This is a genomic window from Virgibacillus kekensis (assembly GCF_042654125.1).
In the GTDB taxonomy this organism is placed as follows: domain Bacteria; phylum Bacillota; class Bacilli; order Bacillales; family Amphibacillaceae; genus Lentibacillus; species Lentibacillus kekensis.
The window spans coordinates 414252-436535 of record NZ_JBHSFU010000004.1; the positions used below are offsets into that span (position 1 = coordinate 414252).

The 22284-nt window shown below is 40.0% G+C and carries 21 protein-coding genes and 1 rRNA gene; all 22 read right to left on the reverse strand.

Features of this window, described 5'->3' with window-relative positions; translation table 11 throughout:
• Positions 1–187: 187 nt before the first annotated feature.
• Entirely contained in the window at positions 188–1651 is a 1464-nt protein-coding gene (gucD, locus tag ACFO3D_RS06315) for an alpha-ketoglutaric semialdehyde dehydrogenase GucD (RefSeq protein WP_390293926.1), read from the reverse strand.
• Positions 1652–1686: 35 nt separating this feature from the next.
• Positions 1687–2649 (reverse strand): 5-dehydro-4-deoxyglucarate dehydratase, encoded by a 963-nt coding sequence (kdgD, locus tag ACFO3D_RS06320; protein WP_390295474.1) that lies wholly within the window; start codon positions 2647–2649, stop codon positions 1687–1689.
• Complete coding sequence (locus ACFO3D_RS06325) at positions 2639–3343, reverse strand: FadR/GntR family transcriptional regulator (protein WP_390293928.1); 705 nt, start codon at positions 3341–3343, stop codon at positions 2639–2641. Before ACFO3D_RS06325 ends, kdgD begins: the two co-directional genes overlap by 11 nt.
• A gap of 350 nt (positions 3344–3693) precedes the next feature.
• Positions 3694–3804: ribosomal RNA gene (rrf, locus tag ACFO3D_RS18915) — 5S ribosomal RNA — on the reverse strand.
• A gap of 50 nt (positions 3805–3854) precedes the next feature.
• Entirely contained in the window at positions 3855–4751 is an 897-nt protein-coding gene (gene prpB / locus ACFO3D_RS06330) for a methylisocitrate lyase (RefSeq protein ID WP_390293930.1), read from the reverse strand.
• An 18-nt stretch (positions 4752–4769) separates the two neighbouring features.
• Positions 4770–6206: a bifunctional 2-methylcitrate dehydratase/aconitate hydratase gene (locus ACFO3D_RS06335; protein ID WP_390293932.1), complete on the reverse strand. Its 1437-nt coding sequence runs from the start codon at positions 6204–6206 to the stop codon at positions 4770–4772.
• A gap of 32 nt (positions 6207–6238) precedes the next feature.
• Entirely contained in the window at positions 6239–7042 is an 804-nt protein-coding gene (locus ACFO3D_RS06340) for a class I SAM-dependent methyltransferase (RefSeq protein WP_390293934.1), read from the reverse strand.
• Positions 7043–7082: 40 nt separating this feature from the next.
• Positions 7083–8459 (reverse strand): SLC13 family permease, encoded by a 1377-nt coding sequence (locus ACFO3D_RS06345; protein ID WP_390293936.1) that lies wholly within the window; start codon positions 8457–8459, stop codon positions 7083–7085.
• Positions 8460–8489: 30 nt separating this feature from the next.
• Entirely contained in the window at positions 8490–9995 is a 1506-nt protein-coding gene (locus ACFO3D_RS06350; protein ID WP_390293938.1) for a tripartite tricarboxylate transporter permease, read from the reverse strand.
• A gap of 18 nt (positions 9996–10013) precedes the next feature.
• On the reverse strand, positions 10014–10463 hold the full coding sequence (locus ACFO3D_RS06355) for a tripartite tricarboxylate transporter TctB family protein (protein ID WP_390293940.1): 450 nt from the start codon (positions 10461–10463) through the stop codon (positions 10014–10016).
• 71 nt (positions 10464–10534) lie between these two features.
• A complete protein-coding gene (locus ACFO3D_RS06360; RefSeq protein ID WP_390293942.1) occupies positions 10535–11521 on the reverse strand; it encodes a tripartite tricarboxylate transporter substrate binding protein in 987 nt (328 codons plus the stop codon).
• 160 nt (positions 11522–11681) lie between these two features.
• On the reverse strand, positions 11682–12368 hold the full coding sequence (locus ACFO3D_RS06365; protein ID WP_390293944.1) for a response regulator: 687 nt from the start codon (positions 12366–12368) through the stop codon (positions 11682–11684).
• An 11-nt stretch (positions 12369–12379) separates the two neighbouring features.
• Positions 12380–13978, reverse strand: a complete 1599-nt coding sequence (locus ACFO3D_RS06370) for an ATP-binding protein (protein ID WP_390293946.1) — start codon at positions 13976–13978, stop codon at positions 12380–12382.
• Between the two features lie 247 nt (positions 13979–14225).
• The gene (locus ACFO3D_RS06375; RefSeq protein WP_390293948.1) at positions 14226–15113 is read right to left on the reverse strand and encodes a DUF4097 family beta strand repeat-containing protein; all 888 of its coding nucleotides are present in this window, start codon (positions 15111–15113) and stop codon (positions 14226–14228) included.
• A gap of 218 nt (positions 15114–15331) precedes the next feature.
• The gene (locus ACFO3D_RS06380; protein ID WP_390293950.1) at positions 15332–16093 is read right to left on the reverse strand and encodes a putative hydro-lyase; all 762 of its coding nucleotides are present in this window, start codon (positions 16091–16093) and stop codon (positions 15332–15334) included.
• A gap of 13 nt (positions 16094–16106) precedes the next feature.
• Complete coding sequence (locus ACFO3D_RS06385) at positions 16107–17384, reverse strand: TRAP transporter large permease (protein WP_390293952.1); 1278 nt, start codon at positions 17382–17384, stop codon at positions 16107–16109.
• The gene (locus ACFO3D_RS06390; protein ID WP_390293954.1) at positions 17381–17839 is read right to left on the reverse strand and encodes a TRAP transporter small permease; all 459 of its coding nucleotides are present in this window, start codon (positions 17837–17839) and stop codon (positions 17381–17383) included. Before ACFO3D_RS06390 ends, ACFO3D_RS06385 begins: the two co-directional genes overlap by 4 nt.
• Positions 17840–17905: 66 nt before the next feature.
• Positions 17906–18904, reverse strand: coding sequence for a TRAP transporter substrate-binding protein (locus ACFO3D_RS06395; RefSeq protein ID WP_390293956.1), 999 nt, complete (start codon positions 18902–18904; stop codon positions 17906–17908).
• Positions 18905–18920: 16 nt separating this feature from the next.
• Positions 18921–19718, reverse strand: a complete 798-nt coding sequence (locus ACFO3D_RS06400) for a carbon-nitrogen family hydrolase (RefSeq protein WP_390293958.1) — start codon at positions 19716–19718, stop codon at positions 18921–18923.
• A gap of 12 nt (positions 19719–19730) precedes the next feature.
• A complete protein-coding gene (locus ACFO3D_RS06405; RefSeq protein WP_390293960.1) occupies positions 19731–20426 on the reverse strand; it encodes a DUF2848 family protein in 696 nt (231 codons plus the stop codon).
• A gap of 35 nt (positions 20427–20461) precedes the next feature.
• Positions 20462–21124 carry a GntR family transcriptional regulator gene (locus ACFO3D_RS06410; RefSeq protein WP_390293962.1) on the reverse strand — a complete coding sequence of 221 codons (663 nt, stop codon included), beginning with the start codon at positions 21122–21124 and terminating at the stop codon, positions 20462–20464.
• A 150-nt stretch (positions 21125–21274) separates the two neighbouring features.
• Positions 21275–22276 carry an aliphatic sulfonate ABC transporter substrate-binding protein gene (locus ACFO3D_RS06415; RefSeq protein WP_390293964.1) on the reverse strand — a complete coding sequence of 334 codons (1002 nt, stop codon included), beginning with the start codon at positions 22274–22276 and terminating at the stop codon, positions 21275–21277.
• Positions 22277–22284 lie beyond the last annotated feature (8 nt).

The window sequence follows — 22284 nt, forward strand, 5'->3', positions numbered from 1 at the left end:
TATTGAAAATTCTAACTGCGCAGCAATTCCTCAAAAATTGAGGGAAACCGCTTTCAAACAAGCTTAAAAATTTTTAGGAAAACTTGTCTTATTGCCAATCTTTATGGCGAAAATCTTAGCTGCGCTTATGCAGTAAGAAGTATTTATACTTTTTAAAACTTGGAAGTAAAAGAGGGGCCTCCCCCTTCTACTTCACAAATACAGTTTTAATAGAAGTGAAAAATTCTTTAGCTGCTTCACCTTGTTCCCTTGAATGAGAACTGGATTGTTTCATTCCGCCAAACGGAGCCTGTAGTTCCACACCGGCACTTTCAGCGTTTATCCTAACAAGGCCGGCATCCATATCACCGATAAAGGAAAGCATCTTTTGTATGTTGGTTGTAAAGATAGATGCACTCAATCCATACTCCACATCATTTGCAAGTTCAATCGCTTCCTCCAGGCTATTCACTTTCATGAGAGCAAGCACCGGACCAAAAATTTCTTCCTGGGCAATGGTTGCCTCAGTTGTAATATTTTCAAATACAGTAGGTGCAACAAAATAACCTTTATCATAAGCTTCTCCTGACAATTTTTCACCACCACAGAGTAGCTTGCCTTCCTCTTTCCCTTTTTCGATATACGAAAGTACTGTATCTAACTGGGACTTACTGACACTAGGACCCATCCAAACGCCATCTTGCAACCCATCCCCTACAGCTATTTCCTTTACTTTAGCTACAAGCTTCTCTTTGAACGTTTCATATACATCACTTTCAACTATCACCCGACTGGTAGCAGTGCATTTTTGACCAGTCGATCGAAGTCCACCACTGATAGTTGCTTCTACAGCAAGATCCAGATCGGCGTCTGATGCTACAATCACAGGATTCTTTCCGCCCATCTCTAACTGATATTTAGCACCTCGTGCAAGCGCTATTTGTCCGATATTTTTACCAACAGTGTTTGAACCGGTAAAAGTGATACCATTCACATCAGGGTGTTCAGCAATACCCTGACCAATTACCGACCCTTGTCCAGTAATCATATTGATAACACCTGCAGGAAACCCTGCTTCTTGGAAACATTCAACAACCTTCCCACACGTTACAGCAGCCTCTGAAGCTGGCTTAAGAACAACCGTATTCCCGTAAATCAGCGCTGGTGCTGTTTTCCATATCGGAATCGCAACAGGGAAATTCCAAGGCGTGATTACACCCACTACCCCCAAGGGAGTTCTCGTTGTATACATCAGCGCGCTGCTGTCTGTAGAAGGTATAACATCTCCTACCTTTCTCATGCCTTCCCCTGCATAATAGCGGAGAATCGCTACACCACGCGAAGTCTCTCCTTTTGCCTCAGGAAAAGTCTTACCCATTTCTCTGGTCATGCATTCAGCGACTTCTTCAACGCGACTTTCAAGTATATCGGCTGCTTTATATAGATATTGCCCTCTTTCAGCCCCTGATAGATTTTTCCAATCCTTTTTAGCTGCCTTTGCAGACACTACTGCCTGATTCAGATCCTCCTTTGATGATTTTTGTACCTGTCCTACCACATCATCGGTATTTGCCGGGTTTCTATTCGTGATCACTTCATTTGAATGTGATGCTACCCATTCACCGTTTATGTAGTTCAGGAAGCTGTTGGTTTTTTCAGTTTGAACTGCCATGCTGAAATCCCTCCGAAATTAAGATTTGAATATTATTAGGTGATTAGTTTTTTATTTGGCTGATACTTCTCAAGTGCATTCTCCAGGATCTCTTTCAGTTCTTCATAATGCTCTTTTTCAACGGGGACTACTGGTGGCCTTACTGTCGTTTTTACCGGAAGGCCAACGATTTCCATTCCTGCCTTTATAAGAGCAACAGCGTATCCTTTCCTCTTTTTCCTGATACGGTTGATTGGTAGAATGACATCCTCATAGATTTCATTAACTGTCTGTTTATCATCTGCTAATAGTGCGTCATAAAACTTCCTAGATATATGCGGGATATAATTGGATATGGCGGATGAATAGCAATTAAACCCTAACGGAAGATACGCTGGCATTGTTACCTCCGCCATCGGCATTCCATTGAGCCAACCGAGACGATCACCAAATGTCTGAGTGAATTCGATATTTAATTCCATATTTCCATAGCCATCCTTCAACGCTACCACTTGTGGAAATTCCACTAGTTTCTCCAATGTTTCCTTAGATACAACTGCGTTACCTCGTTGATACAAGATTGCATTTAAATCGGTACTTTTAATAATTGCTTTGTAATACTCATAGATTCCTTCTTGCTCTCCATCAATTAAATATGGAGGTAAAATAAGGTACCCATCAGCACCGTGTTTTTCAGAAACCTTTGCCTTTTCAATTGCTTCCGATAAATTTCCTCCAACACCGGTATAAAATGGAACTCTTCCATTTACCACAGAAGCACCTATTTCGACTACTGACTCAAATTCATCTTTACTTAGGTTATGAAACTCGCCTGCCCCACAAGCTACAAAGATTGACTCTAAGCCTTCCTCAAGCAAAAATTCAATATTTCTAGCCAATGCATTTTCGTCTATGGTACCGTTTTCATTTAATGGCGTAACAGGAAACCCTGAGATTCCTGAAGGTGCCTTTCTATTTGGCACTTGACCCGCTCCTTTCACTTTTTGGTTATTTATCATTAGAAGGACGAATAATCCGGTTTCTTGCATGGTTAAGGTGTTCATACATTTTTATATATGCTTGCACTGCATCCCTTTTTTCGAGCGCATTGTAGATTTCCTTATGTTGCTGAACAGTTATGGCCTTATTCCGATCTTGCAGAGGGATGTTCTCCATCGTTTTATCGTACATGTTGAGAATTGCATCGATCATTCCTTCAGTAATAGAATTACTAGCACTGAATGCTATAATCCGATGAAACTCACGGTCCACTTCCAGATAATCTCCCTCGGTATTAATCATCAGTTCAATGTTCTCTCGTAACTTCTTCAATTCCAATTCAGAGATTTTTTCAGCAGCAATACCTATTAATCCTAGTTCCTGAGTCAGCCGTGTTTCGATAATCTTATCAATATCTCCGACTGAGAGTGCCAGCATGATTCTGAATGGGTCACTTCCGACCTTATCTGAAAAAAAGGTTCCCTCCCTTGTCTTTCGGTTAATCACACCTAGAGCCTCAAGAGAACTTAGCGCTTCTCTTAGTACCGGCCTGCTTACGCTAAGCATATTCATAAGTTCCATTTCGGAAGGAAGTTTATCACCAGCTTTTAATTGCCCACTCATCAGCAGTTCAATAAGCTGCTCGATAACCTGATTCGCAAGTGTATTCCTTTTTACCGTTTTCATTTTTAAAGAGTCCATTCCACCACTCAATATATTCGCCTCCCTTCTGCTTGAATAATATTATTTGTCTGACAATTTGAATTATAATACAAATCTGAAACTAGGTCAATATCTTTTTGTAAAATATTTTGATTGTCAGACAAATAAATTGTCTATGGTTTGGTAAAATAGTTGTGTATTCATTCGAAGCGTTGTGTTTTTACGGTTCACTAATAAATGTTGCAATTTTACAATGAAACCGTCACAAAAGCAGTTCCAATAAAAAAGCCGAATGCCTCCCATGGCTAGTGGGAGGCATTCGGTTGATAATATAGTTTGTTTATTTTCGATGCATATATAATAATACCTTAACTCAGGGACAAGTAAAACCTTTAAAAAAATGCTGGCATCGCCCTACTCTCTAAGGTTACCCTTCTACCATCGACGCTGAGGAGCTTAACTACTGTACGGTATGGAAAGAGGCGGGACCTCTTCGCTATATAACCACCAGTATTCTCTTTCCCCCCTATGAGGGACAACGGGGTCTGACCCCCTTGTCCCATCATAAAACCGTCTTCGCTATCTTACTATCTAACGCTTCATAATCATAATACCCAATTGTCTCATAGAGTTCCTTCCGTGTTTGCATGTCATCCAGCATGCCTTCCTGGGTGCCTTTCTCCATAATCTCCTGAAACACCCGCTCATACGCCTTTGCAGCCACCCGCAATGATGTCACCGGGTAAATTACCATGCTGTATCCATATCCGGAAAACTGCTCGGCTGTATAGTATGGTGTCTTTCCGAATTCCGTCATGTTGGCGAGCAACGGTGCGTCTACTTCTTGCTTGAATTGCTCAAACTCCTCGTTATCGGTCAAAGCTTCAGGAAAAATAACATCCGCTCCCGCTTCCACGTAAGCATTCGCGCGTTGAATCGCTGCCTCCAACCCCTCAACAGCATTTGCATCCGTCCGTGCTACAACCACTAAAGAAGGCGCCACTTCTTTTAGGGTCTTGATTTTCTGCACCATTTCCTCGGTCTTAACTAGCTTCTTCCCATTTAAATGCCCACATTTCTTGGGTAGATCCTGATCCTCAATTTGGACAGCGGCTACCCGGGATTCGTACATCTCCCTTGCAGTCCGCGCCACATTTAATACCCCACCATAACCAGTATCAATATCGACCAATACAGGTAAATCGGTAGCCCGTATCAATTCCCTCGCCCGGTCAGCTATCTCCTCGGATGTTACCATTCCAAGGTCGGGGAGTCCCTTACTGGCGGTATACGCAGCACCAGATAGATATAACCCTTTGAACCCTGCCTGCTTTGCGACTAGTCCGGCCATTCCATCATGAGCGCCCGGCAATTTGAGTATTTCCTCGTTCAAGACAAGTTGCTTAAATTTGTTCGCAAGCTCTTTTTGTGTTGATTGTTCTTTTATAATCCAGGTCATTTTTTCACCCCTCAAGTTTTATATTGTAAATTCATCCATAAATTCATTTACTGCAATCTTCTTAAGTATTTCTAGATTATCAAAGACACCATATATCTTTTCTGCATGTCGTTTGGGAAAACGTGTTTCTACATTATTTCTAAACTTCTCTAACAGTTTAGGAATCCCTTCCTCTCGACGGAATTTATGTCCCAATGGAAATTCTTGAGCTATTTTTTCAGTGGCAGTTCCATTCTCAAAATGAATCTGTATTGCGTTTGCAATCGAACGCTTGCTAGGGTCTAAATAATCAGTACTATACTGCTCATCCTCTACTACTTCCATCTTATCACGAAGGTTATCTATTCTAGGATCGGCAGCAATTTCGTCTTCGTAATGCTCCGCCGTAATAGTGCCAAATATTAATCCTATTGCTGTGATATATTGCAGGCAGTGATCTCGGTCTGCAGGGTTATGGAGCGGCCCCTTTTTGTCGATGATTCGAACCGCAGATTCGTGTGTGTATATCGTTACCTTACTAATTTCATCTAATAGATCCAGTATCTGTGGATGAAGCTTGATGGCACATTCTGCTGCTGTTTGTGCATGAAACTCGGCTGGAAATGAGATTTTGAAAAGAATATTCTCCATAACATATGAACCTAATGGACGAGCCAATCTCAGTTCCTTACCGCCAAATTGAACATCTTGAAAGCCCCAATCAGGTGCAGAAAGTGCTGTCGGATATCCCATCTCACCATTTACTGCCATCATTGCAAGCCGTACGCCCCGGCTAGTCGCATCACCTGCTGCCCAGGATTTACGTGAACCTGCATTTGGGAAATGCCGATAAGTTCGGAGACTTCCGTTATCTACCCATGCATTTGATACAGCATTCATAACTTCCTCTTTTGTCCCACCGAGCATGGCAGTTACTACCGCGGTTGTGGCAATCTTCACAAATAATACATGATCTAGACCCTGCCTGTTCAGACTATTTTCCAGCGCCAATACTCCCTGAATTTCATGCGCTTTAACTGATGCTATTAGAACATCCTCCATTAAAAGGGGAGGCTTACCTTCAGAGATGTTTTTTCTACTTAGATAATCAGCTGTTGCTAGTATTCCACCAAGATTATCAGAAGGATGTCCCCATTCAGCTGCTAGCCATGTGTCACTGTAATCCAACCAGCGAATGGTCGTTCCAATATTAAAAGCACCTTGAACAGGATCTAATACTAAAGATGTTCCAGGCACACGGGTGCCATGAGGTACAACTGTCCCAGGAACGATAGAGCCTAGCAGCTTTGTACATTCTGGAAACCTAAGTGCTAAGAGACCACAGCCTAATGAATCAAGTAAAACATATTTTGCTGTATCCATTGCCTCCTTTGTTACTACATCTTCCTTTAACACATAATTCGCGATTTCTTCCAAAATTGGGTCAACCTTCGCCATTTTATTCTCTAATACCATCTGAACTCATCACCTTTATTTAGAATAATTACTTAATTCCTCTCATACTCCGCATTAGGTCCCTTCTCGCAAAGTACCATCCACTCATCTATTTCTACAGATTGAATAGAACCATTAGTCTCTATAACATTAAAATATTCGTGTAGTTTTTTGTTACCATTTAAAATATAGTCAGTTACTGCTTGAATCTGTTCCTTGTCCCTAGCCATCCGTTCCACCCAGGTCTCATATTCATGTTTCTTTTTTCTATTAACCGCTTTTACTTCAATGAGTCCTGATTGTTTAAACAATTCTTTCCATTCAAGAATGGATAGGCAGCGAACATGACTTTCGTCTCTTAACTTTTCAAAAGTATTCACGTATTCTGCAAGTTCATTATCTTCTGGAGCAACGTTATCGATTAAAATAAATTTCCCTTGTTCCTTAAGCACCCTAGCAACTTCTTGAACAAATTTGTCCGGGTTTGGGAAATGATGTGGAGCAATCCTACAGAGAACAAGGTCAAATTGCTCTTTTAAGAATGGAAGAGATTCCGCATCCGCGATAATAAAATCCATATTACCAAATTGTGGTGCTAAATCCATTGCTGTGTTTTCCAGCATTATTTCTGTTATGTCGGTTGCGTAAATTCTATTTACATACGGGGCAACTGTTTTAGCTACGTGTCCTCCTCCTGTAGCAATATCTAAAACAATCCAATCTTTATGTGGCTTTAACCAATCTAATAACAGTTGTAAATCCGTTCCTTTAGCATGGGACACGCTCGTTAAGTACTCTCGGGCATTCTCAGAAAATTGCTGACGAACAGTTTCTTTTACTCTATCGCCATTAGGCATAATTCTTCGGCTCCTTTATTATTCAGTTTTCTATAATCACTTAGATAACTAACTGCCAATAAAAGACACTTAAAAACACGACGACTAACCATGCTATAGCAGATGGGAAGCCTATCCGTAGTAGTTCTCGATCTGTGAAATGGTTAAACGAATAGCTAATTAGATGAACTGGTGATTGCGTAACTAGGAAAAATCCAGGAACACCGGCCAAAAAGACTGCCATTACAACAACTAAAGTATTAATCTCGGGTATATTTTCTCCAATAGCGATTGCCACTGGTATAATAATCGTTAAAAATCCTAGAACGTTTACAAACACTACACGTATAAGCGCGATGCTGATTACTAAAAGTAATAGAACAAGATAGGATGATAAATTCTCCATTCTAGTTGATAAGCCATCTACCAACCAACCGACTGTTCCTGTCTTAATTAATAAGTCAGAAATCATCAAAGTAGCCGCAAAGAAAATCATGATATTCCAATTAACTTTTTCACTTGCTTCTTTCCAGTCCCACACTCCTATTAAAGGCGAGATAGTCAACGCCGCACCAAGCATCCCGACAAGAGGGATGGAGAAGCCATGCCAGCTTTGGGTAATCCAAAGTAATAATGTCAAGCTAATGATAGCAATCATCTTTTTTTCGCCAACCTGAACCTTTCCCAATTCAACTAATCTTTCGTCAATTAATTGAATAATACTACTTCTATCAATTTTACCCGGTGGGAAATAAACCGTTAAAATCAGCCATAAAAGAATAATATAGATGAAAATAGGAGGCCCAAATAAAAACATCCAAGAAAGATAAGTTACTTCTGTCGATATACTTTGGAGCATTCCGTAGACATAAATAGTTGAGCTGGCCCCTGTGGCAACAAACGCACAGGAGATAGCTCCAACGTAAGAAATACCAATAAATAAAGCTTTTGATAAATTAGAAACATCGCTCACTTTTTGGAGGCTATTTGATATACCATCCAAAACAGAAGCAACTAGACTACTTTTTCCGATATTTGAAGGAATAAAGATAGTTAATACAAACATCAAAATAAAGGAGATGAAAATCAGTAAACTTCCTGACCCCTTTGATAACCTCAAAATTTTTAACGATATTCTACTAGCCAACCCGGTTTTAATAAAAGCATTTGCGATAATAAATGTAGAAAACAATAGCCACACTATACCCGTTCCAACATAACTCATTACCTCATCATAAGAAAAAAAGTTAAAGGAAAGAATTAGAATCAGTAGAATTGAACTATAAGCTAGTGGAAAGACCCGACCGACCCATAGAATTTGAATAATCAAGAGCGTCGCAATAGCCATTATTTTAATATCCCATTGAAAAAGGGGTGTAAGAAAGAACATATACAATACGATGGTGATGGTAAATATTATCGTCTTTTTTTTGTCCATTGTTACACCTCGTGATAAAAAGAAATTCTATTATTTTGCAGGGTTCTCTTTTCTCTTCTTAAAAAAGCTTACTATTAATGGATAAAATAAGGAGAGTACTGTTAAGACTATTAGTACTATCGTTATATTAGATGATAAAAATAATGATCCTATTGAATCGTTAGCTACAACACTCATTCTGAAATTCTGTTCCATGTCAGACCCAACAATAACCGCTAAGATTAATGGAGCAATTGGAAACTTTAATACTTTCATTAATAGACCCAGCAGACCAAAGATCACCAATATATAGAAGTCTATAATGCTATAGCTTAGTGTATAGGTTCCAATAAAGGCCAATACTAAAATTATCGGGTACAATACTTTTGGCGGTGTGTCCAAGATTTTCACGAGTAAACCAACTAGTAAAATATTTATTATTACCAGGAAAATATTCCCGATAAACATACTGTTTACTAACGTCCATACCATGTCAGGACTGTTTTGAAATAGAAGCGGGCCAGGCTGCATTCCTAACATAATTACCGCCCCTAGGATAACTGCTGTTGTCCCAGAACCAGGTATTCCCATTGTAAGTAGTGGGATAAAAGCACCGACAGATGCAGCGTTATTCGCTGATTCTGGTGCTGCGAGCCCTTCGGCTGCTCCTTTTCCAAATTCATCTGGGTTCTTGGATAATTGCTTTTCTGTGGAATACGTTAACATGGATGCAATTGACCCGCCTGCCCCTGGAAGAACACCGATCAGGAAACCTAGTGGTCCACTGCGGAGAATAGGCCATTTGGATTTTTTCCATTGCTCCTTTGTAAACCAAATTCTGCCTACTTTCTTCTTATCCTTGCCAAAAGGCTCATCGATCGTTAGATAGTTATACAGCACCTCTGCTACTGCATATACACCAATAATTATAACCAGAAAGTCAATTCCCTCGGTTAACTGCGGAATGCCAAAAGTGAATCTATGTACACCTGTCTGTAAATCAACCCCAACCGTACTTAATAGTAAACCAACGCACATTGAAATGAACCCTTTTACCATTGCGCCTTTTGATAGGGATACAATTGCAGATAAGGTAAACACCATTAACCAAAAGTATTCAGTTGGACCAAATTGCACAGCAAAGCTTGCTAGCGGCTTTGCAAGTAAAACAAATCCAACGATAGCAATCAGTCCACCAATTAGAGATGCTACGGCAGAAATTGCCAGAGCTTCACCAGCCTGCCCTTTTTTAGCCATTGGATAACCATCAAAAGTTGCGGCAATCGCAGAACCATCACCAGGCGTATTTAGCAAAATGGAACTTCTAGAACCACCATACATCGCCCCATAATAAATGGCAGCCATCAGTACTAAAGCACTAGTTGGATCCATACCAAATGTTATTGGTATTAGTATAGCAACCGCTGTTGCAGGTCCTAATCCAGGTAACATTCCAACGATTGTTCCTAAAAAACCTCCGAGTATCACAAATAAAATATTTTCAGGTTGTAATGCAACCATTAATCCCTCGATTACATTCGTCATATCAACACCCATTGTTTTGTCCCCTCCTCCTTAAGGTAAGCTCACTTGTAGTAATTCGGCAAAGGAATACCATGAGACGAAGGAAAATACAATAGCAACAATAATATTTGTTTTCCACCGTTCTTTACCATTCACTAAAAACAACAGTGCCCCTAAAAAGACAATTGTTGAGAATAAAAAACCTATTCGTTCAAATAAAAATGTATATATGAAAATCAGCACTAAGGAACCACCAATTAATCGTGGTGCTCTTCCTGAAAAAATAAGCTTTACTTCAGCAATTTCTTTATTCCGTACTTTCCATTCTTGAAAAAAGTACACGACACTTAAAATGACTAATAATGAACATATGATGACCGGAAAATATAAGGGCCCGTTTGGATCTCCTAATCTTGCTTTTGGTAGATTGAAAGCAGCAATTAGAAATGAAACACCAAGTGCAAAGAAGACAACAGGCATCGTCATTCGAACATTCATCATACTTCCCCTCCTAACTTGCTGTTGGAATAATCAAGATGGACCCCATGAAAGGATCCATCCCTTATTTTCTATTACTTTAAACCAGAGTCAGATAATAGTTCATCATACATTTTTGTTTGTTCTTCTAAGAATTCAGCAGACTCTGCGCTGTCCTTGTAGAAGGATTCCCATTGGTTATTTTTGAGTATTTCTTTCCAAGCATCTGTTTCGATCATAGCTTGGATTTTCTTATTCCAATACGCAATTTCTTCTTCTGTCATGTCAGGTGGTCCCATAATTCCCCTCCAGTGAGGAAACACCATGTCCACGCCAACTTCTTTCCAAGTTGGGACGTCTAAACCTTCTATTCTCTTATCAGATGTAACAGCAAGAATTTCAGCTTTACCTGCCTCATGCTGCTCTCTTGCTTCTGATACAGACATAGTTGCAACGTCAACGTGCCCGCCTAGCAGTGCAGAAATAACATCTCCACCACTTTCATATACTAAGAAGTCTAGTTTTGTGACATCTACTCCATATGTTTTAGCTGCTTGAACCAATGAAAGATGATCATCGTTTCCAAGCCCCGGTGCTACACCAATTTTAAGAGATTTAGGATCTTCTTTAAGTTGCTTCATTACTTGTTCTGCAGACGTTAACTTTGAGTCTGGTGGAACTGCGATTGCACTCCACTCTGTAGTTAAAATAGCAAGTGGTGTAAAGTCCTTATACGTTAACTGACTTCTGCCTAGCAAATTATTAGTAATTACTAAGCTGGAATTGATTGCAATAGTGTGAGCGTCCTTTTCTTTTAGATACTGCCAACCAACTTCTCCACTCCCACCAGGCTTATTTACTACTTGAATGTCACTATCTACAATACCTTCATCCTGTAAAATTTTTTGCATGGCTCTAGCAGTAGCATCCCATCCTCCACCTGGGGAAGCAGGTGCTACAAATTCAAAATCGTCTGTTGGAAAGGAGTCTCCATTTGAGCTTTCAGAACCCCCTGTTGAATCCGAACAAGCAACCATAAATAATAAAGCTACAATTGCTATAAAGCTAAGTATTTTTTTCAATTCCCCCACCCTTTCAAATTAAGTTAATATAATGATAAATGTAAAAATAAAATTTGTAACCGTTTACAAATTTAATAGTATTAAGAGTATTAGATTATTTTTGTTCATTTTGTTCACAGGTAAACAAAAAAAGTCATCAACAGCTAATAAAGCTTGATGACTAATTCTCCCTACGATAATACTTCCTTTCTGGACGACCAACTACACCATATTCCAACTCTGCATTAATTTCCCCTGTAGATACGAGATACTCCAAATATCTTCTAGCCGTGGTCCTAGAGGCGCCCATTTTCATTCTTATCTCTTCCGCAGTTATACCATCTTTTAGGTGGTCCATTATTTCGGTTACCTTTTTTAATGTTAAAGGATCTATACCTTTAGGGTGTTGCTGTTCATTTATTTGGGGTTCGTTGGAATTGGTAATTAATAGGCTGTCGACAAATTCCTGATCCACATAATCCTGGGAATTAAGGAGCTTTTTATATTCTTTGTATCTTTCAATCTCTTCTACAAATTTATCTAATAAAACTGGTTTAATTAAGTAGCTAAAAACACCACTTCGCAGGCTTTCCTCAAGAAAGTTTCTTTCATTTGCAGCTGTTATGACAATTATATCAATATCTTTCAGCCCTTTTGTTCGGAGTTCAGTAATTACTTCCACCCCTAATTTGTCAGGCATATATATATCCAACAACAACAGATCGACTGGTTGTTCTGTTAAAGCATTAATCGTATCTTCCCCATTTAAAGCCTTCCCTACTACTCTTACACCATTAATCTTAGATATAAATTGTTCATGAATATCTGCTATTCGAAAATCATCCTCCGCAATAAAAACGTTGAGCATGTTCTAGCCCCCTAATGTATTTTCTTAGGTAAATAAACTGTAAATAGTGTCTCTTCCTCCGTACGGCTGACCTGTATATCACCATTCAGTTCATTTACATTTTTCTTTACGTTTGCTAGTCCATATCCTCGGTTACTACTTCCTTTTGTCGAGAAACCTTTCTCAAAAATAGATGAAACCCTTTCCTCATTTATCCCCTCACCATTATCGGTTATTTCAAAGATGATATCGTCGCCTAAATCCAATGTAAAAAAGCTCACATGTTTCTCTGCCTTCTTGAATACCTCTTCAAAAGCATTATCTATCAAATTACCTATAATCGTTGTTAGTTGATCGGTCTTTATATGTGTTGGTAATATCTCAAGTGAACTGTTTTGATCGATTCTAAAATTCACCTTTTTCTCAGAGGCCTTCCCAATTTTACCAAGAAGAATAGCTTGTACTTTTGGATCCTTAATCTGTTCAAAAACTGTTCGGTTATTCATGTCATTCGTTTCAATCTCACTTTGGATTAACTTAGTTGCATCCTCGTAGTAACCTAATTGCATTAGCCCTGATAGAAGATATAGCTTATTTGTGAACTCATGTGTTTGGGCTCTTAGATCTTCAGAATATCTTCTAACTTCAGAAAGCGTGTTTACCGTTTCCTGTATTTCCGTCTTATCTCTAAGCGCAATGACACCTCCGAATACTCTACCATTATCTAGTACTGGCATAACATTTATAATCACAGTCTTATCTACTAAAGTCGTTTCTATATTTACTACTTTTTCTCTTTTGGCTAAAATAGATCTACATTCTATATTGGGTAACAGGGTTTCAATAGGTTTTCCGTTACAAGCCTCTTCATGATTTAGATTAAAAATACTTGCTGCGGCATCGTTAAGTAATGTTATTCTACAGTCCGGATCAATGGCGATTATTCCCTCATCAATCGAAGATAAAATTGTACTTCTATCTCTATATAGGGATGAAATTTCTTTTGGCTCCAAGCCTAGTGTATCTTTCCTAATATTCCTTGCTAAAGAAACACTCGCAAAAACTCCTATTACTATAATAATTGCTGCGAAGAGAAGTATATTCCTTACTCTGGATAATATGTTTTGTTTAATATCCTCAATTAAATATCCAACTGTTACTACGCCTAAAATGTGACCTCTTTCATTAAAGATGGGCGCCTTTCCAGTTAATGATGGACCAATTATTTCATTTGACTTTAAAATATAGTAGCCTCCGAACACCACCGCTTTATAGTTGCTTCCTTGCATTGGAATTTTCTTGCCTATTCGCCCACGATTGGGATGAGTAAGCACTTTTCCCTCTCTGTCTGTAATCACTATGAATTTAGCCTCTACTTGGTCTCTTATGCGCTCGACAATATGCTGCAGTTCTTGGGACGGAAGAGGTTTTTCCATATCCTCTCTCACTTTAGGCATAAACGAAATCATTTTTGCTGTTTGCAAGCTAACATTACCCGCATTTTTATACTCATGCTTAACATCGAAATAAACAAAAATACCGAGTAAGCTGATAATAATAAATAATATCAACGCTATCACAAGACCCATGATTTTTGTTTGTATTGAAACGTCTGTCTTTTTTTTAGTCATGTCATCACCTAAAAGAAGAACTTCCATAAATATTTAGAGGCTTTATTATCCAATACCCACATACTAATTATTCTTTGTTAATAAGTTTATCACTTTCTAATTCAGCTATCTAGCAACCTTTAATAACTTTCTAAAAAAGGGGGCAACTAATGAAGAATAAGCATTGTAAATACCCCCGCACAGTTCACAACCGTCGCGAGTAGCAGGCATGTATAAGTTTTTATATCTGGAACAATGTGTGAGTCAACTACTCGGCTATCGTCACATTTCCTGAAGTAGTATCAGCCTTAATTCTACTTCCTCCTGCTTTTCCTCTTAACCCGGCAAACCTATTTTTACTATTCTCCTTAATAGTCAGCCCCTCGACGTTAACACTGCAACGGCCGGACGTCTTATGACAGTCAACTTGTAAATCATCAGCAAACTTTTTGCTAAAAATATCAACATTGCCGCTCGTTGCCCTGATATCGAGGTTACCCTCGAAAGATTCACTCTGAACCCGTATATTCCCGCTTGATACTTTACATTCCGTGTTTCCTTCCAAAACTTCATTATACAAATGGATTTCTCCAGAAGTGGCATCCAAATTATTATTCATGCAAGAAAGCTCTTTACTATTGATGCTTCCACTGCTAACCCAGGCCATCAACAATCCAGCATTATTATTATTCAATATAATATCTCCACTGGAGCCTTTGACAATCAACTGGTCGGAAACAGTCAGTCCAGTTAAAATTTGCCTTCCCGACGAGGAAATGCCGGTAAAAGTTTTAGATGCGATGTTATTAATAATGCTGTCGCCTGATGATGATTTAATAGTCACGTCATTATAAACTTTCTCCGGCAAGCTAATATGGAGCTTCAAATCAGTAATCGTAACACTTATAAAAAAAATCTTTTTCAGTTCAACATTTATTTCCAGAAAGCTTCCTTTTTGTTCTACTGTAAATTCCATATCATCAGCAATTCGCTCACTAATTTCTCCTTCCAGCAGAACCTCCACTTCATCGGCACCGCTGCAGGCTAGCTGTACATCCGCTACCGTACTCACCCTTACGGAATCAACGTCAGTTCCATTAATCACTTCCCTTTGGTAAACAGATTTCATTTTAGAACTTAGACTAAATAAACTCATCACATCACAGCTCCTAAATTGTTGATTTTCTAATATGTTATCACTTATTACAGAACTTGTACTCTGTCTCTGGACGGAGATGTTACCAATCAATAGGAGGATTTGGGACAAAGGGGTCTGACCCCTCTGTCCCACTTCCCGCTCTGGGACACGGTGCCTGTCCCCTCGTCCCACAAAAAAACGATTCACCGTTGATTAGTTAGTGAATCGCTTTTTGTCTAGTTTATTTCTTCTAGTTTGTCTGTGATTAGCATATGGCCTGGTGCGTGGGAAATCATAAGTTCAGGTTTGGCGTTCAGACACACATTTTGCGGTGTTACCCCGCATGCCCAAAAAACCGGTATCCGTTCTTTTATATCAAAGTTGATACTCTCTCCATAATCTGGCTTAAAAATATCCGCAATTCCAATTTCCGCAGGATCGCCAATATGAATTGGGGCGCCATGTGATGTCTCAAACCTTGAAGTAATCTTGATCGCTTTGTCAATCTCACTTTCTGTCAGCGCACGCATACTCACAACCATATTCCCATCAAATATGCCAACCTTTTTACACGGAATAGTTGTTTTAAACATCGGTACAACCCTGTTTTGCTCTTGATGAAGTAACCGTATACCCGCATGAACCAACGCTTTTTCAAAAGTAAAGCTACATCCGATCAGAAAAGTAACTAAATCGTCGCTCCACTCTTTGACAATATCAAGGACCTCTCCATCGAGCTTCCCTTTCTTGTATATCCGGTATTTGGGCAAATCAGTTCTTACATCCGCATCGGCCACCTGAGGGCGTACATGTCCATTTTCAATGACATCAATCAATGGGCAGGACCTCGGGTTTCTTATACAAAATAGTAGAAAGTCAAAAGCATATTCTTTGGGAAGGGTAATCATATTAGCCTGCAGGTAATTGTCACACAGGCCCGAAGTTGTCCCGCTTTCTTCTTTACGTCTAAACCGAAAACGCTGCTCTTTAGGTTCCATTTATTAAACCCCTTTATTGCTGAAATAATTCTACCGGAAACATTACAACACTTGGGAAATAAGTTATCACCGCAAGCACTAGTAGCAATATTGCGATTTGCGGGAACAGATACTTAAACATTTTTGGAACTTTTATTTTCGCGATGGATGAAGTTACAAATAAGCACACACCAAGTGGTGGCGTTACCATTCCGACCGTCAGGTTAACTGCCATTACGATTCCAAAATGGACCGGGTCAATTCCTGCTGCCAGGACTAGTGGCAAAAATAAAGGTGTAAATATTGATACAGCACTTATGGTATCAATGAACGTTCCAGCAATCAGTAACACAATATTAATGATTAGTAACAATAGTATCGGATTTTCTGAAACGCCACCCATCATGTCGATTAGCTGGTTAGGTATCTGATTATATGATAGGAACCATATAAACAGAGACGCAGTACCAATTAGGAAAACAATCCCAGCAGTTGTTCTGGCCGTGTTCAGCATAATCGGCCACAAATCCTTCAACGATATCTCCCTATAAACAAACAGACCAATTAGTAATGCATAGACAACTGCAATAACACCTGACTCTGTTGCAGTGAAAATCCCTGAGACAATTCCGCCAATAATAATGACAGGCATGAACAAGGCAAGAATTGCATCTTTCAGCCCAACTACTATTTCTTTGAATGTCGCTCTGCGGTCACTTGAGCGATAACCTTCCTTCTTTCCAACGTAATAACTGTAACCCATTAATCCAATCCCCATTAATAACCCGGGAATTACACCAGCAATAAACAAGTCACCAATTGATACACTGGCGATTACTCCGAATAAAATTAACACAATACTAGGAGGAATAATCGGACCGATTGTAGCAGCAGTCGCAACAAGACTGGAAGAGAATCTGACATCATAACCTTCCCTTGTCATCGCTGGTATCATCATTCCGCCAATAGCCGCCGCAGCCGCAATCGCAGTTCCAGTTAAAGCGGCAAAAAATACACTTGCTAGTACTACAACCATAGCAAGACCGCCGGGGAGGGGGCCGACAATTGTTTTAGAAAAATCAATTAGACGTTTAGATATCCCGCCTTTTGACATAATTTCACCCGCTAAAATAAACAGTGGAACAGCCACTAAGGTGAAGTTATCAATCCCTCCAAATACATTTCTCGGTACATTGGGAAGCAACCCCGGGTCGGAAAGGATAATCCCTATGATTGACACAAATCCCAGAGCAAACGCAATTGGCACCCGCAGGATAATTAATAGAAACAAAAATACTACCAACCAGATCATGAGAACACCTTCTTTATGTGGAAATAGAGCATGAATAGCGCACTTACTGGTACAGCCAGATAAACATAGGCTTTCTTAATCGGCAGTATTCCGATAATCTGACCTGATTGGAAGTTATCAATAACCAGAATCGAACCGTAATAGAGTAATACTCCAATCACGACTCCAACCACGATAAATTCGAGGGTTTTTAATATAGAAGAAAATACTTTAGAAACATTGTCATATAAATCCACAGTTAAATGCTCTCTATTCTTTATGGCTAGCGCCGCACCGAATAAAATACTGTATACAAAACTTATCATTAATACTTCTTGCGACCAGCTGAGCGGTTGCTGAAGTACATACCGAAAGATAACCTGTAAAAAAGTTACAACCACTGTCACGCTTAAGCAAATAGTAGTTATAATCTCTAATAGTTTTCCAAGAAATGAATCTATCTTATTTAATGCCATTCTGGTTCACCCCTTTTGAATAAAATTGTCCCACAGGGCTTGCCACCCTAGTGGGACAACCACTACTTACTGTGCTTCGTTAATTCGGTTGATAAGCTCAGCAGGTACCTGCTCACTTACAGCGTCCTTAACATCTTTTGTGGCTTCACGGAAAGCTTCGCGGTCAGGCTCGGTGATGGTTACTCCTTCTTCTTTAAGCATATCGATAATTTCCTGTTCTTTATCTGCAAGATACTGACGCTGGTATTCAGCTGTTTCAGCTACAGCTTCCTGGATTAATTTCTGGTCCTCTTCACTCAAATCTTTCCAAATACCATCGTTCATAAGTGCCACTGCTGGAGTATAAGTGTGTGCTGTAAGAGCAACATACTTCTGCACTTCATAAAATTTCATGGAACTGATAGTAGGAAGCGGATTCTCCTGTCCATCAACCACACCTTGATCAAGTGCTGAGTACAATTCATTAAATGCTACCGGCGTAGGGCTTGCACCAAGTGCTTTCATATGTGCTTTCCAAACTGGTGCTGGCTGTACACGAACTCTCAATCCTTTTACATCTTCGGGAGTATGAATCTCTCTTTTATTATTGGTCAGGTGACGGAAACCAACTTCCCAGTACCCAAGCCCCTTCATATTTTTGTCAGCAGCAAGTTCTAGTAGGTCGCTTCCGATTTCACCATCAAGAACACCGTAAACATGCTCTCTATCCTTGAACAGGTACGGAATACCGAATACATTCATTTCAGGAATTGTGTTTGCAAGCGCACTGTCAGCGGCTACCATGGTCATATCAACGGAACCACCCATAACTTGCTCAATTACTTCACCTTCACTTCCAAGGGTTGCGTTTGGGTGAATTTCAATCGCGACTTTACCATCTGTCTTTTCTTCAACAAGTTCCTTAAACTTCTTGGCAGCAATGTGGTACTGGTGCGTTTCAGAACCTGAGTGGGCAAGCTTCAACGTTGTAGATCCGTCTTCTCCATTAGCATTTCCCCCACAGGCAGCTAAAACCAAAATCAATGCAGTCATTAATCCATATAGAAATGTCTTTTTAATTTTCATATAAATTATCCCCTCTCTATAGTCCTTGTTTATATAAATGTGGAACCCTACTTGTAAAAATAGGAACATCATTTCTTACCTGATTTACTTTCTCCAAGTCCAACTCAATGGACAGCGACTCTTCCAGATCCTCTGACCCATTTTTCAGAACCTCTCCCCATGGGTTAATTACCATTGAATTGCCGCAGAATCGCACTCCATCATAAGCCCCAACTCTATTAGAAGAAACAACATACATTTGGTTTTCTATTGCCCTCGCTATCTGGAGGTTTGTCCAATGGCCTGTTCGTGCGTCGGGCCACTCCGCAACTATATGCAATACTTGTGCTCCTTCAAGCGCTAAGGTACGGATAATCTCTGGAAAACGTAGGTCATAACAGATGATTAATCCCATCTTCACCCCCTCGAGTTCAAATACCTCAGGCACATGCTGTCCACCGGCTAAGAAATTGTGCTCACCCAGCATCGGCACCAAATGCACTTTGTCATATTCATATACCAGGTTTCCGGATCGGTCATATACAAATGACGAATTATAAAATTCACCGTCAACCTTGTTTGCTACTGAACCTCCAATAATGTTCACATTCAGTTCCGTTGATAACTCGCTCAAAAAACTCTTAGTTGGCTCACCGTTTTTATCCGCAAATTGATCAAGTGAATCCAACGTATATGCGGTTGTCCACATTTCCGGCAAAACAAGTATGTCCGGATGATTTTCCTCTGTTTCTCTTAAAGCCCATTCTCGTACTTTCGCACGGTTCTTTTCAGGGTTCCCCGCGATAATATCCATCTGATAGATAGAGTACTTCATTTGATTGTCCTCCTATCCTGCTATTCTGGTAATGTTATAAGTGGACGTAATAGAATTGCCCTTAACTGGGTCGGTCAGGGTCATTCTGAATTCCTCCCCGTATTTAAACCCATCAAGCAGTGGAACGGTCCCGGAAAATACAATGCTGTTTTTCAATGGAATATCTTTTTTCTCGAGATACCCCTTTATCTCATCTAGCGTAATAATCGAGGATATCGGGTTTTTCTGGTAGTCAATCCATATTCCATCAATTTTTATTTCCGAGGCCAATTCGAGTTCATCCCAGTGCTCAATTACATTTTTGATATCCCATGCCTTCCCTGCAAATGGTTTGTCACAGACCTGCTTTGATTTATTGATATCAACAGTTTCAAGTCCTCGATCAGTGTGATCGCTTCCGACACTTAGAAAGACTTCCTCCGTTGTATCACCGAAAATAAGTACAATTTCTGCTTCACCGCTAGTTTTGTCGCCAATCACTTCTATTTCGCCAGCCTGGTTAAGGGTACTCACGCTTACCGGATACAAAGCCGGCACCTCAGCAGGCTCTGGAACTCCAATCTCAGCAAGCTCTTTTATGTGTTCGAATGTCTTTTCCTTGTTTCTCCCTGTATAGCCGATACAATACGCCTTGTTAATTGTAAGTTCGCGTTTACCGCCCTCAAGTTCAATTTCAAACGTGTTATGTTTCTGTGCTGATTTTTCCATGGTTAACCCCTCTCTGATAGCGCTTTCTATTAAAATTAATTTAGTCCTTTTATTCTGGCAACCGTGACATCCAGATGATGCCTCACCAGTTTGGCCGCCTCTTCTCCATTCTTCCTGGATAAGGCAATAATGATATCCTTATGCTCCTGTATAACTTCTTTCATCCTTCCTTCCTTTGCGAGCGCATTGTGACCAATCAGACGGGCTAGATTGTACATATCTTGCAGAATGTTTCCAAGGATATTCTGATTAGCGAACTCAAGTATTTTACGGTGGAAAATCTGATCAAGCTCTATATATCGTACCCGATCTTCCTTAAGCATTGCCTTTTCCTGTTCAGACACAATTTCATTCAATCTATTAATCTGTTCTTCTGTAATGATTCTCGCAAGCTTCTTAAGCCCCTCTGATTCGATGGTCCGCCGTAAAAACATAATCTGCTCCTGCTCACCCTCGGATACTACCCGCACATGAAAACCTTTTCGCGGAATCTGCACCAGTAGTCCTTCTCGGACAAGTTCAGCCACCGCTTCCCGTATCGGAGTACGTGAAGTGTTAAGGCTTTCGGCAAGCAATGTTTCCGTAAGAATTTCCTGATTATCAATAGAACGATCAAGAATAGCCTTTTTCAGCTCATCATAAACAATTTCCTTAGTTGTCCGTTTCTTTGCAATCGGTTTCATTATAGCTTTTTTCATAAAATTCTCACCACCATGTGTTATGTATACATCATACATAATACATTATCGAATTGTCAATATGTTTTTAAAAATGGGACAGATGGCTCTGACCCCCCTTTCCCACAAAAAAGTGGGACATCGGGGTCTGACCCCGTGTCCCACTTCATATTACTTTATAAAACTAGTGTCAACTAAGCCTTCTAAATCTGGCTTTTCCTTCAAGAACTTCAAATCATGTGATGAATTTGCGAAGTCCTGCAATACATCTCCGTTTACTTCATAAGTGAAGTTAATTCGCTCCCACGCGTTATCAATGACGTCTGCAGAAAGTTTCTGATCAGTGATTTCTTTAATTTTCTTAATGGCAATTTTCTTTGCTTCATCCGGGTTGTTTTGAATGAACTCGGTTGCTTTCTTATGTCCATCAACGATACTTTGAACCAGCTCCGGGTCGTTTTTAACAAGGTCCTGCGATGTAACAAAAACGGCTGCCGGCAATGTTTCGCCATATGCCACGTCTGGGGTATCTACAAGCACTTCCCCGCTTCCCTCCGCTTCAATCACAGATGCCCATGGCTCAGGAACCGTTGCTACATCAACATTCCCTGTAACAAACATACTATGATAGGTTGCTGGTTTGCCGGTAACATGCTTCATTTCTCCACCGATGCGGCTTGAAGTAATTCCATATTCTTCTTTCATCATGGTTTCAAATTGAACGTCATGTGTGCAACCTACCCGTGGTGAAATAAACGTCTTTCCTTTTAAATCTTCAGGAGTTTCAATGCCTGCTCCCTTTCTAGCCATAATGACCGTTCCACCGGTTGAACCCGCCGCAACAACATGAATCTCCGCACCACTTGTAAAGTGGTTCATCGCTGGTCCGGGTCCAACTAGTCCTCCCTGAATATCGCCGGTCTCAAGCGCGGTCATAAACGCCGAACCATCCGGGAAATATTGATAATTAACTGTCGTTCCATCTGGCAATGTCTCGGAATGTAATTTTTTCTCTTCAGCTACCATCCCGGCTACATGGTTAATATTCGGGAAATACCCGATTGTAATTTCTTTCCCTTTATCTCCACTACCGGATGCTTCATTACCGCCTCCACACGCTGCAAGCACCAGACCTAACACCGCAATGGCGATTATAGATAAAAACTTCTTCATTATATTTC